The 20,574-nt window shown below is 73.4% G+C and carries 14 protein-coding genes and 1 tRNA gene; 11 read left to right on the plus strand and 4 right to left on the minus strand.

Annotated features, from left to right (window positions below; all coding sequences use genetic code 11):
* The first annotated feature begins 49 nt into the window (after positions 1 to 49).
* The 4 genes from ACWCSD_RS18310 (at position 50) to ACWCSD_RS18325 (ending at position 5,301) form a co-directional block, all read left to right on the plus strand.
* Positions 50 to 121: transfer RNA gene (locus tag ACWCSD_RS18310), tRNA-Val, on the plus strand.
* A gap of 603 nt (positions 122 to 724) precedes the next feature.
* Positions 725 to 1,966: a serine hydrolase domain-containing protein gene (locus ACWCSD_RS18315; protein WP_449916233.1), complete on the plus strand. Its 1,242-nt coding sequence runs from the start codon at positions 725 to 727 to the stop codon at positions 1,964 to 1,966.
* 150 nt (positions 1,967 to 2,116) lie between these two features.
* The gene (locus ACWCSD_RS18320; RefSeq protein WP_449916236.1) at positions 2,117 to 3,331 is read left to right on the plus strand and encodes a glycosyltransferase; all 1,215 of its coding nucleotides are present in this window, start codon (positions 2,117 to 2,119) and stop codon (positions 3,329 to 3,331) included.
* A gap of 146 nt (positions 3,332 to 3,477) precedes the next feature.
* Positions 3,478 to 5,301, plus strand: a complete 1,824-nt coding sequence (locus ACWCSD_RS18325; RefSeq protein ID WP_449916238.1) for a glycosyltransferase family 39 protein — start codon at positions 3,478 to 3,480, stop codon at positions 5,299 to 5,301.
* A 20-nt stretch (positions 5,302 to 5,321) separates the two neighbouring features.
* On the opposite strand, the gene ACWCSD_RS18330 is transcribed toward ACWCSD_RS18325, so the two are convergent.
* The gene (locus ACWCSD_RS18330) at positions 5,322 to 5,702 is read right to left on the minus strand and encodes a tetratricopeptide repeat protein (protein ID WP_449916268.1); all 381 of its coding nucleotides are present in this window, start codon (positions 5,700 to 5,702) and stop codon (positions 5,322 to 5,324) included.
* A 6-nt stretch (positions 5,703 to 5,708) separates the two neighbouring features.
* Positions 5,709 to 8,579, minus strand: a complete 2,871-nt coding sequence (locus ACWCSD_RS18335; protein ID WP_449916240.1) for an ATP-binding protein — start codon at positions 8,577 to 8,579, stop codon at positions 5,709 to 5,711.
* A gap of 285 nt (positions 8,580 to 8,864) precedes the next feature.
* On the opposite strand from ACWCSD_RS18335, the gene ACWCSD_RS18340 reads away from it, so the two are divergent.
* The 7 genes from ACWCSD_RS18340 to ACWCSD_RS18370 all read left to right on the plus strand — a co-directional run bounded on the left by ACWCSD_RS18340 (position 8,865) and on the right by ACWCSD_RS18370 (position 19,491).
* On the plus strand, positions 8,865 to 11,147 hold the full coding sequence (locus ACWCSD_RS18340) for a TOMM precursor leader peptide-binding protein (RefSeq protein ID WP_449916242.1): 2,283 nt from the start codon (positions 8,865 to 8,867) through the stop codon (positions 11,145 to 11,147).
* A 40-nt stretch (positions 11,148 to 11,187) separates the two neighbouring features.
* Positions 11,188 to 12,546 (plus strand): SagB/ThcOx family dehydrogenase, encoded by a 1,359-nt coding sequence (locus tag ACWCSD_RS18345; protein WP_449916245.1) that lies wholly within the window; start codon positions 11,188 to 11,190, stop codon positions 12,544 to 12,546.
* Between the two features lie 52 nt (positions 12,547 to 12,598).
* Complete coding sequence (locus ACWCSD_RS18350; RefSeq protein ID WP_449916247.1) at positions 12,599 to 13,411, plus strand: HlyD family efflux transporter periplasmic adaptor subunit; 813 nt, start codon at positions 12,599 to 12,601, stop codon at positions 13,409 to 13,411.
* A gap of 42 nt (positions 13,412 to 13,453) precedes the next feature.
* Entirely contained in the window at positions 13,454 to 15,775 is a 2,322-nt protein-coding gene (locus ACWCSD_RS18355) for an NHLP family bacteriocin export ABC transporter peptidase/permease/ATPase subunit (protein WP_449916249.1), read from the plus strand.
* 28 nt (positions 15,776 to 15,803) lie between these two features.
* On the plus strand, positions 15,804 to 18,731 hold the full coding sequence (locus tag ACWCSD_RS18360; RefSeq protein WP_449916251.1) for an NHLP bacteriocin export ABC transporter permease/ATPase subunit: 2,928 nt from the start codon (positions 15,804 to 15,806) through the stop codon (positions 18,729 to 18,731).
* Positions 18,732 to 18,750: 19 nt separating this feature from the next.
* Positions 18,751 to 19,077, plus strand: coding sequence for a YciI family protein (locus ACWCSD_RS18365; RefSeq protein WP_358285400.1), 327 nt, complete (start codon positions 18,751 to 18,753; stop codon positions 19,075 to 19,077).
* A 69-nt stretch (positions 19,078 to 19,146) separates the two neighbouring features.
* Positions 19,147 to 19,491 carry a YciI family protein gene (locus ACWCSD_RS18370; RefSeq protein WP_352356825.1) on the plus strand — a complete coding sequence of 115 codons (345 nt, stop codon included), beginning with the start codon at positions 19,147 to 19,149 and terminating at the stop codon, positions 19,489 to 19,491.
* Between the two features lie 22 nt (positions 19,492 to 19,513).
* Here the strand turns inward: ACWCSD_RS18370 and ACWCSD_RS18375 are convergent, their stop codons facing one another.
* Both ACWCSD_RS18375 and ACWCSD_RS18380 read right to left on the minus strand, forming a co-directional pair.
* Entirely contained in the window at positions 19,514 to 19,699 is a 186-nt protein-coding gene (locus tag ACWCSD_RS18375; protein ID WP_189646391.1) for a hypothetical protein, read from the minus strand.
* Positions 19,696 to 20,544 carry a class I SAM-dependent methyltransferase gene (locus ACWCSD_RS18380; protein WP_352356827.1) on the minus strand — a complete coding sequence of 283 codons (849 nt, stop codon included), beginning with the start codon at positions 20,542 to 20,544 and terminating at the stop codon, positions 19,696 to 19,698. Before ACWCSD_RS18380 ends, ACWCSD_RS18375 begins: the two co-directional genes overlap by 4 nt.
* Positions 20,545 to 20,574: the final 30 nt, after the last annotated feature.

Here is a 20,574-nt window from a genome sequence, read left to right on the forward strand (position 1 = left end):
GGGTCGCGGGTTCGAATCCCGTCTTCCGCTCTGAGTGACAACTCAACAAGGACGATTAGCTCAGCGGGAGAGCGCTTCCCTGACACGGAAGAGGTCACTGGTTCAATCCCAGTATCGTCCACCCACGCTCTTCGGAAGTCAGACCGGGTTTCGGTCCGGTCCGGACAGCGGTCAAGCCCCAGCGAACGGCAAGCGCCGGACGACTGGGGCTTCTTCGTTTCGCGGACCGGCCCCCGCCTTCCCGGGCAAGGCCCGCCTCACGGCTCCAGACGCTCATCCTCAGGCGGCCGCCCATCGGGCCGCCGGCCCAGGGCCGGTACGGAGTTCTGGCCAGCGGCTCGTACTCGTCCGGCACGTCACGTCCCACAGGCTGCCGGTACGGAACCGCCACCTCACCGCGTTGAACAGCCGCCGCAGATCCGATCTCGGGCCGCGCTCATCCAGCGGTCGATCAGGGACCATTCTTCGCCGGTGAGGTCTCCCCGCCATGTTCGATGGCCTACCAGGGCCACGGGCCATACTCCTCCGGGCTGTCGAGCGGCCTGCGTCAGTGCCTTGATGTCGGGGGTTCGGTGTATCGCGGGCGTATCGAAAAGCGCATACGCCACCGCAACCGTCCTCCGTCTTCAGTAGAGGCACCGACCACATGGTGGTGATCGGCTGCCGGCGGCGGTCGCGGTCAGACCTGCAGCGGTCGGTTCGTCGTCAGGAAAGGACCGTGATCATGGACTCTGTGGGTGGCGTCGGCCGGCGGCGGCTGCTCGGGTGGAGCGGGCTCGCGGCGGCCGGCGTGGTGGCGGCCGGCGCGCCGCTGGTGGGCGGCCGGCCGGGCAACCGGCAGCACCGTCCGGCCGCGACCGGCCCCGGCATCCCGCCGGACACCCGTCCCGGCGGAGCCTACGACCGGTACGTGGCGAAGCTGGCCGCGGAGGGCAGGTTCTCCGGCGTGGTGCTGCTGTCGCACCGGGGCCGGACGGTGCTGTCCCGCAGCTACGGCATGGCGGACAAGGAGAAGGGGATCCGCAATCACGAAGGCATCGCGTTCAGCCTCAGTTCGGCGGGCAAGCCGTTCGGCGCGGTGGCCATCCTGCAGTTGGTGCAGCAGGGCAAGGTGAAGCTGTCGGACACGGTGGGCACCCACCTGACGGGCTACGCCAAGGACGTCGCCGAGCGGGTGACCGTCCACCACCTGCTCTCCGGCACCTCCGGGCTGAACACCCCGGAGGAGGACCCGCAGCGCATCTTCCGGAGCCGGGAGGAGGTGCACGAGTTCTACGAGCGGTGGGCCCGGAAGGCGAAGCTGGTGGCCTCCCCCGGCACCCCCACCGAACACGCCGGCGCCGACGTCGTCATCCCGGCACTGATCGTGGAGGCGGTGACCGGCAGGACGTACTGGGACTACGTCGAGGAGAACATCTTCAAGCGCTGCGGCATGACCGGCTCGGCGTTCTACACCAGGCGGCAGTGGCTCACCGATGCGCACATCGCGCACCCGCACATGAAGCTGGCTGACGGCAGCGTGGTGGACGCCGTCCGCAACCTGGGCAAGAGCAGCTCGAACCAGTCCACGCCGGGCAAGAACCCGGGCCGCGGCTTCATCGACGCCCCTGGGGACGGGGGCTTCGCCACCGCACCGGATCTGGTCCGGTTCGCGCACGCCCTGAGCGAAGGCACGGTGCTGGAACGGCCCTACGCCGAGGTGCTCACCGCGGCCAAGTTCCCCCACGGGCCGCAGTCGTTCGGGGCCTACCACATGGCGGTCCGCATCGTCAGCGGTCAGTGGGTGCACGGGCGCGCCGGCGCCAACCCCGGTGTCGGCGCCAGCTGGAACATCTACCCGTACACCGGCTGGGTCGGTGTCATCCTCAGCAACACCGACGGCGGGACGCTGCAGGAGCTGACCGTGCGGGAGGTACAGGCTGTCACCGGCGGCACGCCTGGCGGGGGCGGGGGCGGGGGCGGCTGAGGTGGTCCGGCGGTCGACACGCTGAGGGGCACGGCGTTGCCCGCCCTGAGTTCGCGTGCGTCCCGGCTCGGCGCAGCGGACGTCGCCGCCAGGTGATCGACTCCGCGGCCACACCTTTGACAGGCCCTTCGAGCGAGCGAGGAGTTGGTCATGGATCGCATGGTGGAGATCGCCATTCCGGTCTACAACGAGCAGCATGTGCTGGCGTGCAGCGTGCGCAGACTGCACGCCTATCTGGAGGAGACGTTCCCCTACCGGTTTCGGATCACGATCGCCGACAACGCCAGCGTCGACGGGACGTGGCAGGTCGCGCAGGAGCTGGAGACCGAACTGCACGGGGTCCGGGCGGTACGGCTGGAGCAGAAGGGCCGCGGACGGGCGCTGCGGCATGTGTGGAGCCACAGCGACGCCGACGTGGTCGCCTACATGGACGTGGATCTGTCCACCGACCTGGACGCCTTCTTTCCGCTGGTGGCGCCGCTGATCTCCGGGCACAGCGATCTGGCCATCGGGACCCGGCTGACGCGCGGGTCGGCGGTGGTGCGCGGCCCGAGACGGGAGCTGATCTCCCGGGGTTACAACGTGTTGTTGCGCACGACGCTGGCGGCCCGCTTCACCGACGCCCAATGTGGTTTCAAGGCCGCGCGGACCGTGATCGCCAGGGCGTTGCTGCCGTCGGTGCAGGACGAGAAGTGGTTCTTCGACACCGAGTTGCTGCTGCTGGCCGAGTGCAACGGGCTGCGCATCCACGAGGTGCCGGTGGACTGGGTCGACGACCCCGACAGCCGCGTGGACGTCCTGCGAACCGCGCTGGATGACCTGAAGGGCATGGCCCGGGTGGCGCGGCGCATGCTGACGGGCGCGTTCGACGCCCCGGTGGAGAGCCGGCCGCGGCCGCGGCTGCCGGCGGGGATGGCCCGGCAACTGCCGACTTTCGCGATCATCGGGGTGTTCAGCACGATCGCTCAGCTGGTGCTGTTCGTGCTGCTGCGCATGGTGACGGGGCCGCTGTGGGCGAACGCGGTCTCGCTGTTGATCACCACTGTCGGCAACACCGCCGCCAACCGCCGGTTCACCTTCGGGGTGACGGGCCGGGTACGGGCATTCCGGCAGCAGCTGGAGGGCGGTCTGGCGTTCCTGCTCGGACTGGTGCTGAGCACCGGCTGCCTGGCCCTGCTGCACGCACTGGCGCCCGAGGCGCCACGGGCCGTCGAGATCGCCGCGCTGGTGACCGCCAACGGGGTCGCGACGCTGGTGCGGTTCCTGCTGATGCGCACCTGGATCTTCCATCCACGACGCCTGGGGCGCCGGTCGGCCCCGGCCGATCCGACCGTCGGCACGCCCCGGAAGGACGAGGTCGCATGACCATCCCCGTACGTCGTTCACTGACGCCCTCCGATCCGCCGGGCCCGTCTGACAGGCCTCGCTCGCATGCCGCATCGGGGTGGCTGCGCCGGCTGGCCTTGGGCGGGCCTGAAGATCCGCGCTGGTCGCGTCCGGCGCTCTGGGGCGTGCTGTCGGCGGCTTTCGTGCTGTACGCGTGGAACCTGTGGTCGGCCGGCTACGCCAACTCCTACTACTCGGCGGCGGTCAAGAGCGGCACCGGGAGCTGGAAGGCGTTCTTCTTCGGGGCCCTGGACTCCGAGTCGTTCATCACCGTGGACAAGCCTCCGATGGCGCTGTGGGCGATGGGCCTGCTCGCCCGCGTCCTGGGGTTCGGGACGTGGAGCCTGATGTTGCCGCAGGTGCTGGCCGGGGTGGCCGCCGTCGCGGTGCTGCACGCCACGGTACGGCGCGCGGCCGGGCTTCCGGCGGCGCTGATCGCTGCCGGGGTGCTGGCGCTGACCCCGATCACGGTGGCCATCAACCGCGACAACAATCCCGACACGCTGCTGGTGTTGTGGCTGGTGCTGGCCGCGTGGTCGTGTCAGCGCGCGATCGAGTCGGGACGCCTGCGCTGGCTGCTGGCCTCGGCCGCGTTCGTGGGGTGCGGGTTCAACACCAAGATGCTGCAGGCGTTCGTGGTCGTCCCGGCGCTGGCGCTGGCCTACCTGGTGGCGGCCAGGCCCGGCGTGCTGCGCCGAGTGGGGCATCTGCTGGCGGCGGGTGCGGTGCTGGTGGTGTCGAGTTCCTGGTGGATGGTGGTGGTCGACCTGACGCCGTCCGGGAGTCGTCCGTTCATCGGAGGCAGCACCGACGGCACCGTGCGTGACCTCGTCATCGGCTTCAACGGCCTGGGCCGGATCTTCGGACTGGAGACGCCCGGCGGCGGCCGGGGCGGCGGGGGCTTCGGCGGCGCCCCGGGCGCGGGACGGATGTTCAACGACATGGTCGGCGGTCAGATCTCCTGGCTGCTGCCGTTCGCGATGCTCGCGCTGATCGCGGGGGGCGTGCTGCTGTGGCAGCGGTCGCGCACCGACCTGGCCCGGGCCGGGCTGGTGCTGTGGGGCGGCTGGCTGGCGATGTACTGGGCGGCGTTCAGCTTCGCCAAGGGCGTGTTCCACCCGTACTACACCACCTCGCTGGCCCCCGCGATCGCCGTACTGGCCGGAGTGGGCGGGGTGTTGTTGTACGACGCGTACCGGGGGCCGATCCGGTGGTCGTGGGTGCTGCCCGTGGGCGTCGCGGTCACCGGGGCGTGGTCGTTCGCGCTGCTGAACCGGACGCCCGACTGGAATCCCTGGCTGCGCTGGATGATCGTGGCGGCGACCGTGCTGGCGGTGCTCGCGCTGGTGGCCGCGCGGCTGCCGTGGGCGCGGAGCCACGGCGTCGTCGTCGCGTCGATGGCGTTAACGCTGGTCGCGGCCCTGGCGGGTCCGGGGGCGTACGCGGCGGTGACCGCGTTCGGCGGCGGCAACACCAGCGGCAACGCGCTGGCGGGGCCGTACGCGGCGCAGGCCCAGAACGGTCAGGCCGGGAACGGTCAGGCGCCGCCCCAGGGGCGGGGCGGCATGCTGGTGGTCGGCGGGCCGGCCGGTGAGTTGAGCGACGACATGGTCGGCTACCTGCTCAAGAACCGGGGCGGTGCGCGCTGGCTGGTCGCCGTGGTCAGTGCCCAGCAGGCGTCGTCGATCATCCTGTCGACCGGCGAGCCGGTGATCGCGATGGGCGGCTTCACCGGGCAGGACCCGGCGATGACGGTGGCCAGGCTGCAGGAGTACGTCGGCAGGGGCGAACTGCGCCACATCGTGATCAACGGGGCGGGTGAGAGCGGCCCGATGAGCGGCGACCCCGCCATCGCCTCATGGGTGCGGAAGAACGGCACGAGGGTTCCCGCGAGCGCGTACGGCGGCAGGTCCGACAAGGGCGGCGGTGAGCTGTACCGGCTCGGCTGAGGGGAGGCCGAGCGGGCGGATCACGGCCAGGGGTCGGACGGCTCCTGCTCGATCGTCGTCACGCTCGCGTCCCCCGGCCGCTCCAATGGCATGCGGCGATCAGGGGTCGGGTCTTCGCCGATGGCGGCGGCGTCGAGTGATCGCAGGGCCGCCTGGGTGCCGGCGATCAGCTCGGGGTCGCCTTCGGCCGTGCGCAGGGCCAGGGCCTCCTGCGGCACCTCGCGGGCCTCCTGCTTGCGTCCCAGGTCGGCAAGGGTCTTGCCGAGATGCTGGAGCGGGAAGCACACCATTTCGGGTGCTTCCTTCCTGGCAAGGGCGAGCGTCGCGCGGCACAGGGTTTCCGAGGTTGCCGCGTCACCTGCGTACCGATGGGCGTCGGCCAGGTTGAGCGACGCGGCGATCCGCCTTCACAGGTATTCGTGGGGGCCGGTGGGCACGGGTTCGCCGGCGGGCGGGTCGTCGTCGGACAGGCCGGTGAGGATGACGGCGAGTTCGGCGCGGGTGTGGATGCCGAGCTTGCGGTAGATGCGGGCGAGATGGGTGTCCACGGTGCGCTTGCTGATCGACAGCGTCGTGGCCACCTCCAGGTTGCTCATCCCGCGCAGCACCAGGTCGGTGACCCGGCGTTCGCCGACGGTCAGCACGTGGTCGTCCTGGCCGGGGACGAGGGCGGCGGCGCGGGCCGGGGCGGTGGCGGCGCGGTGCTTGTCGGCCAGGGCGGCCAGGCGGCCCGCGCCGCAGTCGGCGGCCAGCCGCAGCGCCAGGGCCAGCGTCTCGTGGGCCTTGCCGTCGTCGCCGGCCTGGCGCTGGGCGATGCCGAGGCGGAGCAGGGCTCTGGCGTGTTCGAGCCGGGCGCCCCGGTTGCCCAGCAGGGCGACGGCCTCGTGCAGCATGTCGAGCCGGACCCGTCCCTCGTGGGCGAGGCTGCCCGCGCTGAGCGCGCGGGCGACGACGGTGGGCGCGCCCCAGGCGCGGGCCAGCTCCAGCTCCCGTTCGGCCACCATGCGGGCCGCCGAGCGCTCCCCGGACAGGACGTAGGCCAGGATCGAGTTCGTGCCCCAGGGCACGCAGGCGGGGTTGGTGATGCCGGCGGCGGTCAGGCGGCGGCCGCACTCCAGCAGGGTCAGCAGGCCGTCGCGCGGGCGGCCCTGGGCGAGCCGGAGGCGGCCCAGGGCGTCGAGGGCCTGTCCGGAGATCATCGGGTGCCAGTCGCCGTACGGGGCGACGGACTTCAGCGCCGACTCCGCGGCCTCCAGGTCGCCGAACTCCACCAGCACCCGGGCGGCGCAGGCGGCGGCGGCCACGTGGAACCCCTCGGCCTGGCACTCGCGCGCGCTGACGACGGCGGCCTCGGCGTCGGCCAGCCCGGCCTCCAGGCTGCCGAGCTGGTAGCGCACCTCGGCCCGGGTCAGCAGCGCCAGCGCCAGGCCGGTGCCGGAGCCGGCCTCCTGGGTCTCGCTGACCAGGCGTTCGGCCCAGTAGGAGGCCTCGTCGAGGCGGTCGCCCCACACCAGCGGCAGCACGGCGGCCGCCGGCACCGGGCCCTGGCCGTCGAGGCAGCGCCGGGTCTGGGCGAGCGTGCGCGGCAGGCTGCGGCCCCGCGCGCCGGTGGCCAGGGCCAGCACGCTGAGGAACTCCCGGGCCGCCGGGCTGACCAGCGTGCCGAGGGAGCGTCCGAGCCGGCGCAGGCCGAGCCGTCCGGCCGAGCGGCCCCACAGCAGCGCCTGGGCGGCGAGCACGAGCAGCAGGTCCGCGCCGCCGAACTGCGGGGCGGCGGCGGCGCTCTCGGCCGCGCCGGCGAAGACCTCGGCGGCCTCGGCGGAGTTCGCGGTGACCAGGATGTCGGCGAACGGCGCCAGCGACATCAGGGCGTGCGGGGCCAGCCTGACCCGGCCGTAGGCGGTGCGCAGGTGGCGCAGGCAGGCGGGCAGGTCGCGGTGCTTCTCCACGGCGCCCAGCTCGGCGGTGACCTCCAGCACGGTGTCCTGGTCGTCGGTCTCGGCCAGCGCGCGGTGCAGGTAGCCGGTCGCGTCCTCCCACGAGTGCCTGGCGGCGGCCTCGCCGGCGGCCTCGCGCAGCACGGTGACGGTGAGCGGGTCGCCGGTCGGGCCGGCCGACATCAGGTGGCGGGCCGAGCGGCGCAGCGGCGCGCCCAGCCGGTACAGCAGCGACGCGGTACGGCGGTGCAGCCGGTCGCGCTCGCCCGGGTCCATCCCGGCCAGCACGGCCTGCTGGATGCGCGGATGGGCGAAGCGGTCGGGCGGCGTGCCGGTGACCAGCCCGGCGCGGCGCAGCGCCTCCCCCGCCGCCCTGGCGGTGTCCTGGCCGTGCCCGGCGATCATGGAGGCGACCTCCATGCCGTCCTCGGGCGCGACGATGGCCAGGCTGCGCAGCAGGTCGACGCCCGCGGCGTCCACGCCGGAGCCGCTGCCGGACAACCAGCCGAGCGCGGTCTCGGTCAGCGCCAGCGCGCCGATCTCCAGCACCCGGGGCAGCTCGGCGCGCACCGGGCGCACGCCGGACCGGCCGAGCCGCCCGGCCAGCTCGCGCAGCAGCAGCGGGTTGCCCTGGGTGAGCCGGTGGCAGGCGGCGGCGACCTCCTCGCCGATCTCGTCCCCGGTCTCCTTCCCGCCGCCGAGCACGGACTCCATGAGCCGGGCGGCGCATTGGGCGCACAGGGGCGCGGGCCGCAGCAGCCGCGTGTACGGCAGCGCCGCCAGGTCTCTGACCAGGTCGTCGGGGCCGCCGGAGTCGGCGGTGGTGTCGGCGGTGGTGAGGACCATCGCGATGGGCAGGCCGTCGAGCCGCCGGGCGATGTAGGAGCACCACTGGGAGGACTGCGGATCGGTGTGGTGCACGTCGTCGACGGCGATGATCAGCGGCCGGTCGCCGGTGAAGGACCGGGTGGCCCGGTAGAGGCCGTGCAGCAGGTCGGGGGTGACGGGATGGCCCCGGTCGAGGCCGCCGCCCAGGTCGGGCCCGACGACGGAGCTCCCGCCGGACGGCGGCGCGCGCCCGGCGGTCATGAGCGGTTCGAAGAGCTGGCGGACGACGCCGAACGGGTGGTCGCGCTCGGTGGGATGCCCCCGGGCCATCAGCAGCAGCGCCCCCACCTCGCCCCTGGCCGCCAGCGCGGCGTTGAGCAAGGTCGTCTTGCCCATGCCCCGGGACCCCTGGATCAGCAGGACGGAGGGACCGCCGGAACGGACCCTCGACAGCGCCTCCCGCATCGCGGCGGTCTCGACGTCACGGTGTAGCAGCGGCTGTCCCGAAGACATCGCCACTCCCCACAGTTCGGCCCCCCTGAAACTGTCCACCAGGATCATGCCGCCTCAGGCGGGCGGGCTGTCAATACCTAGGCGCACGAATCCGACTAATCCGGACTATTGGCACCAGGTTCAACAGCCGGCCCACGCCGGGGCGCATGCGCATTCCCGACGGACCAATACGTATTTTCCCCCGTCGTACCGATGAAATGCGTACGCCGGAATTACGTCTTTACACCGGATCCGGCCCGATGCGACTCTGCGATCAACCGATATGGACCCGATACGGGGAGGGCCATGGACCGCCCACGTCTCAAGGCGCACTTCACACCCCAGGTGATCGACGGGTCGAAGGTGTTTCTCCTGGCCGAGGGGCAGCACTACCTCGTCCAGTCGGCGGGGGCCGGGAAACTCCTTCCCTACCTGGACGGACGGCGTACCGTCGCGGAGATCGCGAGCGCGCTGAGCGACGAAGTGCCGCTGCCGCAGACGCTCATCGCCATTCGCAAATTCGCCGCATTCGGCCATCTCGCCAATGGCCGCCCGGATTGGCCGGACAGCGCGCTGGCATTCTGGGACGCGCAGGGAATTGACCCGGTCCACGCCCACGACGCGCTCTCCCGCGCCGAATTCACCGTCGTGGCCTGCGCGGGGGCCGACGCCGCGCCGCTGCTCCCGGTGCTGCGCGAGCACGGATTACGTATGCGTACGGCCAGTGTGGAGGAGGCGTCCGCCGAGCCCGGAGGGACGATGTCGATCGTCGTGGCCGGCGACTACCTCGACCCGGCGCTCGCCCGGCTCAACGCCGCCCACCTGGCCGCCGGGCACCCGTGGGTGCTGGTGAAGCCGGGCGGGATCACGCTCTGGGTCGGCCCGGTGCTCCAGCCGGGACGTACCGGCTGCTGGGCCTGCCTGGCGCAGCGGCTGGCCGGGAACCGGCAGGTCGAGCGGTACCTGGCGGGCAAGCGCGGCGGCGGGGTGCCCTTCCACCCGGCGCGGGAGTCGGCGCCCGCCGGTCCGGCCGTGGCGGGCGGGCTGCTGGCCGTGGAGCTGGCGCGGATCGCCGCGGGGGCGGCCTCCTCGCGGCTGGAGGGCCGGATGACCACCGTCGACCTGCGCACGCTCGGCGTCATGGAGCACACCCTGGTCCGGCTGCCGCAGTGCCCGGCCTGCGGCGATCCCACGCTGATCAGCCAGCGCAGCCCCAAGGTCGCGCTGTCGGCGCGCAGCGCCCGGCACGTCACCGACGGCGGTTACCGCATCGAGCCGCCCGCGCGAACGTACGCCCGGCTGGAGAAGCACATCAGCCCGCTGATCGGCGCGGTCACCCGGCTGCACACCTTCGCCGAGCAGGACAACGGCGTCACCTACAGCTTCACCGCTGGCCACAACTTCGCCATGATCGGCGACAACATGGACCTGCTGCGGCGCAACCTGCGGGGGCAGAGCGGCGGCAAGGGCCGGACCGAGGTGCAGGCCAGGGTGAGCGCGCTGTGCGAGGCCATCGAGCGCTACTCGGGGGTCTGGCGCGGCGAGGAGCCGGTCACCGAGGCCGCCTACGCCGACCTCGACCCGGCGGTGGCCGTCCACCCGGAGTCGCTGCTGCACTTCTCCGACGCCCAGTACGCCGGCCGCGAGGAGTGGAACAAGGACCCCGCGCACCGGCTGCACCTGGTGCCCGAGCGGTTCCGTACGGACCTGCCGATCGACTGGTCGCCCGCCTGGTCGCTGACCGAGGAGCGGGAGCGGCTGGTGCCCTCCGGCTACGCCTGGTACGGCCACCCCGACCTGGAGCGCCACTTCTACTGCGTGGGCGACTCCAACGGCAACGCCTCGGGCAACTCGATCGAGGAGGCCGTCCTGCAGGGCTTCTGCGAGCTGGTCGAGCGCGACGCGGTGGCCCTGTGGTGGTACAACCGGGCCCGGCGGCCGGCCTTCGACCTGGACTCGCTGCGCGACCCGTACGTCGACACCGTGCGCGAGTTCTACCGCGGCATGGACCGCGACCTGTGGCTGCTGGACATCACGACCGACCTCGGCATCCCGGCGTTCGTCGGGGTCTCGCACCGGCTGGGGCACCCGGTGGAGGACGTCATCGTCGGGTTCGGCGCCCACCTCGACCCGCGGATCGCCGCCATCAGGACGCTGACCGAGGTCAACCAGTTCCTGCCCTCGGTGGAGCGGCGCGACGAGCACGGCGAGACGCTCTACCTGGACGACGACGTCGCCACGCTGGCCTGGTGGAAGGAGACCAAGCTGGCCGAGGAGCCGTGGCTGGTGCCCGACCCCGCCGCGCGTCCCCGCACCCTGGCCGACTACGCCCGCTCGGACGGCGGCGACCTGGCCGGTGACGTGCAGACCTGCGTGGCCAGGGCCGCCGCGGCCGGGATCGAGGTCATCGCGCTCGACCAGAGCCGCCCGGACCTGGAGCTCAGCGTGGTCCGGGTGATCGCGCCCGGCATGCGGCACTTCTGGCGGCGGCTCGGCCCCGGCCGGCTGTACGACGTGCCGGTCTCGCTCGGCTGGATCCCCGAACCCCGCGCCGAGGACGAGCTCAACCCGACCAGCGTCTTCTTCTGACCGGTTCGCGAGGCCCCCGCGTGACGGAGAGGAGCGGGCCATGGACGAGACCAAGCTGCGGCTGCGGCGGGACGCGGAGCTGACCGAGGCGGACGGGCAGGTGCGCATCTCCGCGCCGGCCGGCTCGCTCGGCCTGCGCGGGCTCGACGCCGGGACCACGGCCGCCCTGCGGATCCTGGCCGGCGGCGACGCGGACGAGACCGCCCTGGCGGCGACGGTGGGCGAGGCCGGGCTGCTGCGCTGGAACCTGCTGGTACGCCGCCTGTCCAGAGCCGGCCTGCTGGAGTACGCCGCGGCGGGGGCCCGGCTGCGCCCGGTCGGCGCCGGGAGCGTGGAGCCCGCGCCCGCGCCGGCGGCGGACACGCCGATCAGGCTGTCGCGCTTCGCCGTCGTCACCGCCGGGGAGGGCGTGCTGACCGTGCGCTCCCCGCGCAGCCCGGCGGTGGTCGAGCTGTCGCCGGCCGCCTGCGGGCTGCTCGGCGCGCTGGCGTCCTGGACGACCCCGGCGGACCTGGCGGACGGCGGCCAGGAGGGGAGCCAGGGGTGGGGGCAGGCGCTGCGGTTCCTGGCGGCGGCGGGCGTGCTGGCCACCGGCCCCGAGGACGACGACCTGCGCCAGGCCCAGTGGCACCCGCGCGACCTGTGGCTGCACGCCCACAGCCGCGGCCCGCGCTGGACCGGCCGCTACGGCGGCACGTACGCCTTCACCCCCCGCTTCGACCCGGTGCCCGCCGATCCCCCGCCGTTCACCGGCGAGCGGATCGAGCTGCCCCGCCCCGACCTGGAGCTGCTGGCCAAGACCGACCCCAGCCTGACCGACACGCTGGAACGCCGCCGCTCCCTGCGCGAGCACGACCCGGACGCGCCCATCACGCTGACCCAGCTCGGCGAGCTGCTCTACCGGACGATGCGGCGGCGGGCCGTGTTCACCTCGCCGGACGGCCAGGAGCTGGCCGACCGGCCCTACCCCTCCGGCGGCTCGGTGCACGAGCTGGAGGTCTATCCGCTGATCGTGTCCTGCCAGGGGGCCGAGCCGGGGCTGTGGCACTACGACACCGCCGGGCACGCCCTGGAGCTGGTCTCGCCGCCCACGCCCGCCGTGCGGGCGCTGGTCGAGCGGGCCAGATCGGCGGCCCAGCTCAGCGGCGACCCGCAGGTGGTGCTGACCGTCACCGCCCGCTTCGGCCGGGTGATGTGGAAGTACGAGACGATCGGCTACTCGCTGGTCCTCAAGCACGTGGGCGTGCTCTACCAGACGCTCTACCTGGCCGGCACGGCCATGGACCTGGCCGTGTGCGCGCTGGGCGGCGGGGACGCCGCCGACTTCGCGCTGGCCAGCGGCCTGGACTACCTGACCGAGGGCAGCGTCGGCGAGCTGATCGTCGGCAGCCGGCGGTGATGCACATGACGGCACGACGGCGGCCCGGCGGCCGCTTCCAGGGGACGGCGTGATGAAGTTCCGGTTCAAGGCGTTGCAGCGCATGCGGGAGCCCGACGAGCTGGACTCGCCGACGCTGCTGGCCTCCCCGCGCGGGTGGATCGCCACGTTCGTGGTGCTGATCATCGTGGTGGCCGCGGGGGTGTGGTTCTTCGCCGGGCGGCTGCCGGTCACGGTGCCCGCGGTGGGGCTGCTGACCCATCCCGGCGGCACGGCGCGGCTGCAGAGCCCGTACGGCGGGACGGTGCGCTCGATGCTCGTCCAGCCGGCCGAGGCGGTGCGGGAGGGCCAGGCGGTGGCGGTCATCGCCGCCGACGGCGGGACGGAGCAGGTGGTGCGCAGCCCGTTCAGCGGGCGGGTGGTCGCCGGCTCCGCCGTGCCGGGGCACGTGGTCAGGGAGGGCGAGGAGCTGCTGCTCATCGAGCGTACGGACGCGCCGGGCGACCGGCTGGTGGCGATGTTGTTCGTGCCGGTCGACCGGGCGATGGGCGTGGTGCCGGGCAAGCCGGTCGATCTGTCGGTCTCCTCGGCGCCGCCCGGCGCGTACGGGCTGCTGCGCGGCCGGGTCGCGTCGGTCAGCGCCTACCCCGTGATGACCGAGCAGGCCGCCGACCTGGTGGGCGGCGAGGACCCGGCGCGCGGCTACCTGCGGAACACGCCGTCCAGGCTGGTGATCGTGGACCTGGTGCGCGACGCCGGCACGCCGTCCGGCTACGCCTGGTCGACCAGGAAGGGGCCGCCGGTGGGCCTGCAGTCGCAGGTCTCCGTCAGCGGCGCGATCGGGCTGGGCAGCCAGACGCTGTTCGACCTGCTGCTCGGGCGCTGAGGTGGGCCGCGTGAACGCCGCCGCCGCCCGGCCGAAGGAGGGATGCGTGACCACGACCAGCGCCCCCGGGAGGGACGTGTGACCACCACCGGCGTCCCCGAGCAGGGGCATGCGGACCAGGCCCCCGCGCAGCCCGCCGCGCCCGCTCCCCCGGCGGCCCCCGTACGGCGGCGACGGTGGAGGTGGCGGCGGCGCACGCCGACGGTGATCCAGATGGAGGCCGTGGAATGCGGGGCCGCCTCGCTGGCGATGATCCTCGGCTACCACGGCAAGTTCGTGCCGCTGGAGGAGCTCCGCTCGGCCTGCGGCGTCTCCCGCGACGGCGCCAAGGCCTCCAGCGTGGTGGCCGCCGCCCGCCGCTACGGGCTGATCGCCAGGGGCTTCCAGATGGAGGCCGAGGACCTGCGCTCGCTGACCGAGCCGGCCATCGTGTTCTGGGCGTTCCAGCACTTCATGGTCCTGGAGGGGGTGCGCAGCCGGTTCGGCAGGAAGGCCGTCGCGGTCAACGACCCGGCGGGCGGCCCCCGGATGATCGACTGGGACGACTTCGACTCCGGCTTCACCGGCGTGGTCCTGACGTTCGAGCCGGGTCCGGACTTCCGGCCCGGCGGCCGGCCCACCCGGGTCGGGCAGGCCCTGCTGGCCCGGCGGATGCCGTCGGGCCGCGCGCTCCCGCTGGTGCTGCTGGCCAGCCTGCTGCTGGTCGTGCCGGGCATCATCGGGCCGGCGTTCAGCCGGGTGTTCATCGACCGGATCCTGACCGGGCGCGACCCGGGCTACCTGGTGCCGCTGCTGTTCGCGATGGGGGTCACCGCGGTCGTGGTGTTCGTGCTGACCTCGGTGCAGCGGCACTACCTGCTGCGGCTGGAGATCCGGCTCGGCCTGGTCAGCTCGGCCCGGTTCTTCCGCCATCTGCTGCGGCTGCCGGTGGAGTTCTTCCTCCAGCGCCGTCCGGCCGAGGTGGCCAAGCGGGTGCAGGCCAACGACGGCGTGGCCGAGATCCTCTCCCGGGACCTGGCCGTCACGCTGGTGAACCTCGTCCTGGTGCTGTTCTACGCGGCCGTGCTCATCCGCTACGACGTGCTGCTCGGGCTGGTCGGGGTGTCGATGGCGCTGCTGAACATCCTGGTGCTGCGCCAGGTGTCGCGGGCGCGGACGGACGCGGTGGCGGCGCTGCGGGCCGACCTGGGGAACCTGACCTCCACCACGTTCAACACGCTGCAGCTCGTGGAGACCGTCAAGGCGACGGGGGCCGAGCCGACGGCGTTCCAGCGCTGGGCCGGGTTCCTGGCCAAGGCGGTCACCGCCAAGCAGCGGCTGGGCGTGGCCACGGCGACGCTGACCGTCGTGCCGCCGCTGCTGGCCGGGATCAACAGCGGGCTGATCCTGCTGATCGGCGGGCTGCGGGTGGTGGACGGGGTGATCAGCGTCGGCATGCTGGTGGCGTTCCAGACGCTGCTCAACGCCCTGTCCAGGCCGGTCACCCAGCTCACCAACCTGGGCGGCCAGTTGCAGGACATCTCGGCCGACATCTGCCGCCTGTACGACGTCGAGAAGTACCCGATGGCCAGGACGTTCGAGCGGGCCGTCGCCGGCGGGGAGCAGGCCGACCCCGGCGGGCGCCTGGACGGGCGGCTGGAGTTCGCCGACGTGACCTTCGGCTACAACGCGCTCGCCGCCCCCGTCATCAGGAACCTGTCGTTCACCGTGGTGCCGGGCCGCCGGGTGGCGATCGTCGGCAACTCCGGCAGCGGCAAGTCCACCGCCGGCAAGCTGGCCGCCGGCCTGTACGCGCCGTCCTCCGGCCAGGTGCTGCTGGACGACCGGCCGCGCGACGACCTGCCGCGGGCCGTCGTGGCCTCCTCCGTCGCCTACGTGGACCAGGACATCACCCTGTTCGAGGGCACCGTGCGCGACAACCTGACGTTGTGGAGCGACGACGTGCCCGACGAGGTGGCGGTCTCGGCGCTGCGCGACGCGGCGCTGTTCGACCTGATCGCGGCCCGGCCCGGCGGCCTCAACAGCCGGGTGCTGGAGGGCGGCAGGAACCTCAGCGGCGGCCAGCGGCAGCGGCTGGAGCTGGCGCGCGCCCTGTCGATCCAGCCCACGCTGCTGATCCTGGACGAGGCGACCAGCGCCCTGGACCCGGAGACCGAGCGGACCATCGCCGACAACCTGCGCCGTCGCGGCTGCGGCTGTCTGATCATCGCGCACCGGCTGTCCACCGTGCGCGACGCCGACGAGATCATCGTGCTCGACCGCGGCGAGGTGGTCGAACGCGGCAGGCACGCCGAGCTGCTGGCGCTCGACGGCCACTACGCCGAGCTGCTCAGGAGCTCGCGCAAGAACGGCGACGGCGGATGACACGGCAGACGACACGGAGGATGACGCAGTGCTGAAGGTGGCCGGTTTCTCCCCGTTCTTCACCGACGCCGCCACGCCGGTGGACTACTCGGCGGAGAACCTGTTCGTGGTGTCGGGCGTGCGCGAGGTGCTGCTGGTGGAGGAGGGCGCGGTCGACCTGTTCGCGGTGCGGCTGGAGGGCGGCCGTCCGGTCGGCCGGTGGCACTACCTGTGCCGGGTGCGGCAGGGCACGCTGCTGCCGGGCTCGCCCAAGGGGCCCAGGCACGGCATCGTGGGCCGTCCGGTGCTCGGCACCCGCGTGTCGCGTCTGCCGCTGGCCAGGCTGGGCGAGCTGTCGGGCACCAACCGGTCGGCGACGATGTCCACCGCCGAGTACGGGCTGGCCGTCCGGCAGTTCGTCCGCGGGCTGGAGGCGGGGATGATCGCGCTGGCCACCGCCCTGCGCGACGCGCTGCCGCCGCGCGAGTTCGTCCCGCTGCTGCCCGACGCGGTGACCGAGCTGCCCGCCGGGCGCGCCGCCCGGTCGGTGGACGGCGTGCGGTGGATGACCGTCGAGGCGGGCGCGGTCGAGATGCCCGACGGGGTGGCCGGCGTGCTGACCGCGGGCGCCGAGCTGGCGGTGACCGAGCGGGACTGGCTGGTCGCCGACGCGCCCGCCCGGCTGCGCGCCCGTTCGACCTGGCAGTTGCTGGCCGACGAGACGATCTGGGCCCGCTGGGTCGAGCACGCCATCCGCTTCCTCTACACCGTGGACCGCCGGGTCGAGCGGCGGCGGGCGCAGGAGCTGGAGGCGTTGCGGCGGCGCAAGGAACGCGAGGCCGGCACGACCCGGGCGGCCCGCCGCGGCTTCGACACGCTGGTCCGCGACACCGAGGCCAAGGTGCGCCTGGCCGACGTCACCGCCGACCCGCCGGCGCTGGCCGCGGCCAGGCTGGTGGCCTCGCACGGCGGGTTCACCGTGACCGCGCCGCCGCCCGGCCAGGCCCGCGGGGCCGATCCGCTGCAGGCCGTCGCGCTGGCCTCGGGGGTGCGCACGCGCTCGGTCCGGCTGGACGACGGCTGGTGGAAACACGACATCGGGCCCATGGTGGGCTACCGGTCCGACGACGGGACGCCGGTGGCCCTGCTGCCGATCGGCTCGCGGTACGTGGTGGCCCAGCCGGGCCACAGCCGGGTCACGCCGATCACCAAGGCGGTGGCCGCCACGCTGAGCGGCAAGGCCGAGGTGCTGTACCAGCCGCTGCCGCGCGAGGTGCGGACCGTGGCCGGGCTGCTGCGCTTCGGCCTGGCCCGCAACGGCCGCGACCTGTGGGTGCTGGCCTCCCTGGGCACGCTGGTGGCGGTCATCGGCCTGCTGGTGCCCGCGATGACCGGGCTGGTGCTGGGGACGTTCGTGCAGCGGGCCGAGCGCGACCTCATCGTGCAGGGGGCGGCGCTGGTGATCGGCGGCGCGCTGGTGGCGGGGGCGCTGTCGATCGTGCAGAACGTCGCGGCCCTGCGCGTCGAGGGCCGTTCGTCGGCCCGGGTGCAGGCGGGCGCGTGGACCCGGCTGCTGTCGCTGCCCGTCACGTTCTTCGGCCGGTACTCCACCGGCGAGCTGGGCACGACCGTGCTGGGCGTGAGCGCGGCGCAGGAGACGCTGTCGGGCGTGATGACGACGGCGACGCTCGGGCTGTTCGGCGGGCTGGCCAACCTGGCGCTGGTGTACTTCTACGACGTCGGCCTGGCGCTGCTGGCGACCCTGCTGGTGCTGGCCGGCGTGCTGGTGTGCGCGGTCGCCGGCTTCTTCGAGGTGCGCCTGCAACGCCGCCTGTACGAGCAGGAGCAGCGGCTGTCCTCGCGGGTGTTCCAGCTGCTGTCGGCGGTGCCCAAGCTGCGCGTGGCGGCCGCGGAGGACCAGGCGTTCGGCGTGTGGACGCGCGACTTCATGGCCACCAGGACCACCTCGGCCGCGGCCCGGCGGCTGCAGAACGTGGTGACCACCTTCAACGCCGGCTTCCCGCTGGTCTGCTCGGTCGTGATCTTCGCCGTGGCCGCCGGGCCGCTGCGCGGGCAGCTCCCGATCAGCGCGTTCCTGGCCTTCTTCGCCGCGTTCAGCCTGCTCATCGCCTCGGTGTTGCAGTTCACCGGGGCGGCCATCACGGCCATGGGCGTCGTGCCGATGCTGGAGAAGCTGGCGCCGGTGCTGGAGGCCGAGCCGGAGGACCACGCGGGCAAGGCCGACCCCGGCGACCTGTCGGGCCGCGTCAGCCTGTCGCGGGTGTCCTTCCGCTACGGCGCGGACGGCCCCGCGGTGCTCACCGACATCGACCTGTCGATCGAGCCCGGCGAGTTCGTCGCGATCGTGGGCCCGACCGGCAGCGGGAAGTCCACCATCCTGCGCCTGCTGCTCGGCTTCGAGCAGCCCGACGTCGGCTCGGTCCTGTACGACGGCCAGGACCTGGGCGAGCTGGACCTCGGCGCGGTGCGCCGGCAGTGCGGCGTGGTGCTGCAGAACGGCGCGCTGCTGGCCGGCGACATCAGGCAGAACATCGTCGGCAGCACGAACCACACCGTCGACGACGCCTGGGAGGCGGCGGCGATGGCCGGCATCGCCGACGACATCACGGCCATGCCGATGGGCATGCACACCGTCCTGTCGGAGGGCACGAACACGCTCTCCGGCGGTCAGCGGCAGCGCATCATGATCGCCAGGGCGCTGGTCTCGCGGCCCCGCATCGTCTTCTTCGACGAGGCGACCAGCGCCCTGGACAACCCCGCCCAGAACGTCATCGCCGAGAGCACCCGGCGGCTCAACGCCACGCGCGTGGTCATCGCCCACCGGCTGTCCACCGTCCGGGACGCCGACAAGATCCTGGTGCTCGACGGCGGGCGCATCGTCCAGCAGGGCACCTACGACGAGCTGCTCGCCGAGGAGCAGGGGCTGTTCGCGCGGCTGGCGCGGCGGCAGATGTGAGCGCACGGGAGGAGCCGTCATGGAGTTCGCGCTGCTGATCCACGGGCCGGAACGGGCCTGGGCCGAGCTGTCCGAACAGGACCGCGCCGCGCTGTTCGGCGCCTACCTCGACTTCGGGCGGGAGCTGCGGGAGGCCGGCGTCACGGTGCTGTTCGGCGCGCGGCTGGCCCGCCCGGACGCGGCCAAGGGGGAGCCGCGCGAGGACGGCCGTCCGGAGCTGGGCGGCATGTGGATCCTCGACCTGCCGTCGGAGGAGGCGGCGCTGGAGTGGGCCGGGCGCCTGCCGTCCGGGCCGGGCGACCGGGTCGAGTTACGGCGCTGCGACCGTGGAAGGATGTCACGATAGTGCCAACCGGGGCTCTGCCCGCGCCCCACCACGCCTTTGGGGCAGAACCCACAGGGAGGTAGACGACTCATGGACTTCGTGCTGCTGATCCACGGCGACGAGATGCTCTGGGACGCCTTCAGCGAGAGCGAGCGGGAGCGGATGGCCGAGGCGCACCGCCAGTTCGGCCGGGCGATGGCGATGGCGGGGGTCAAGGTCAAGTACGGCGCGGGGCTGACCAGGTCCAGGGAGGGCAAGCTGGTCAGGCCCGACGGGCCCGCCGTCGACGGGCCGTACGCGGTCGGGCGGGAGCAGATCGGCGGCATCTGGGTCATCGAGGTCCAGTCGGCCGAGGAGGCCGAGTCGTGGGCGCGCAAGATGCCCTACGCGCCCGGCGACATCGTCGAGGTGCGCCCCTGCGACCCGGCCTCCTGAAGGGCCGGGCACCGGGCCGCCCTCAGTAGCGGGCTCTGCGGCTGAGCAGCACGCCCACGGCCAGGAACAGCAGGCCGGCGGCGCCGTACACGATGGCCAGCGAGGTCGCGGGCGGCTTCTCGCTGGCGTTCACGACGGCCAGCCCGAGGCCCACGATCGCGCTGATGTAGCTGAAGATCGCGATGAAGATCTTCCAGAACGGACTCATGACGTGCTTCCTTCCGATGGGTGCTGAGCCGGTCCGTACGGTGCGGTCCCGGCGACGACGAAGCCGAGCAGCATGACCCAGGCGTCCGGGTCGGCCAGGAAACGCCGCCAGCGGTCGGCGGCCAGGGCCAGCCCCGCCATCGGCAGCGCGCCCGAGGCGACGAGCGGCGCCAGGCGTTCGGGCCCCAGGTGCGGGGCGAAGGCCGCGGTGGGGTGGGTGTCGTTGGTGGTGGCGAACGGGCGCAGCACCACGTCGGCGAACCCGCCGCGGCGCAGCAGCCGGGTGAGCTTCCTGCCGATCTGCCGGTCGCCTCCGGCGCCGCGCTGGGCCTGCGCCATGGTGGCGTGCACGGAGGCCAGCTCCGGGTACATCGGATCGGCCAGCCCCCACAACATGCTGTCCACCTCGACGACCACGATCCGGCCGCCGGGACGCAGCACGCGCAGCGCCTCGGCCAGCATCGGCGCCGGATCGCCCACGTGCTGCAGTACGTACCGCAGCAGTACGCCGCCCACGCTGCCGGTACGCAACGGCAGCCGGGCGCCGTCGGCGGTGACCAGCGGCGCGCCGCAGCCGCCCGCGTTGCGCAGCAGGGCGGCGTCCACGTCGAGCGCGATGACCGGCAGCCCCGGCTCGGCGGCGCGCAGCCTGCGGGTGACCGCGCCGGACCCGGCGCCGAGCTCCAGCAGCGGGCCCTGGCCGGTCAGGCCGAGGTCGCGCATGATGCGCAGCTCCTCCTCGAAGGAGAGCGCCGCCTGGGCCTCCAGCCGGGCCAGCTCGCCCGCCACGCCTCCCCAGGTGGTGTTGGCGGCGTCGTAGGAGCCGGTCGCGGCCTGAGCACTCACCCGGGCACTCACCGGGGCGCTCACCGGGGC

The organism is Nonomuraea sp. NPDC001684 (assembly GCF_053596515.1).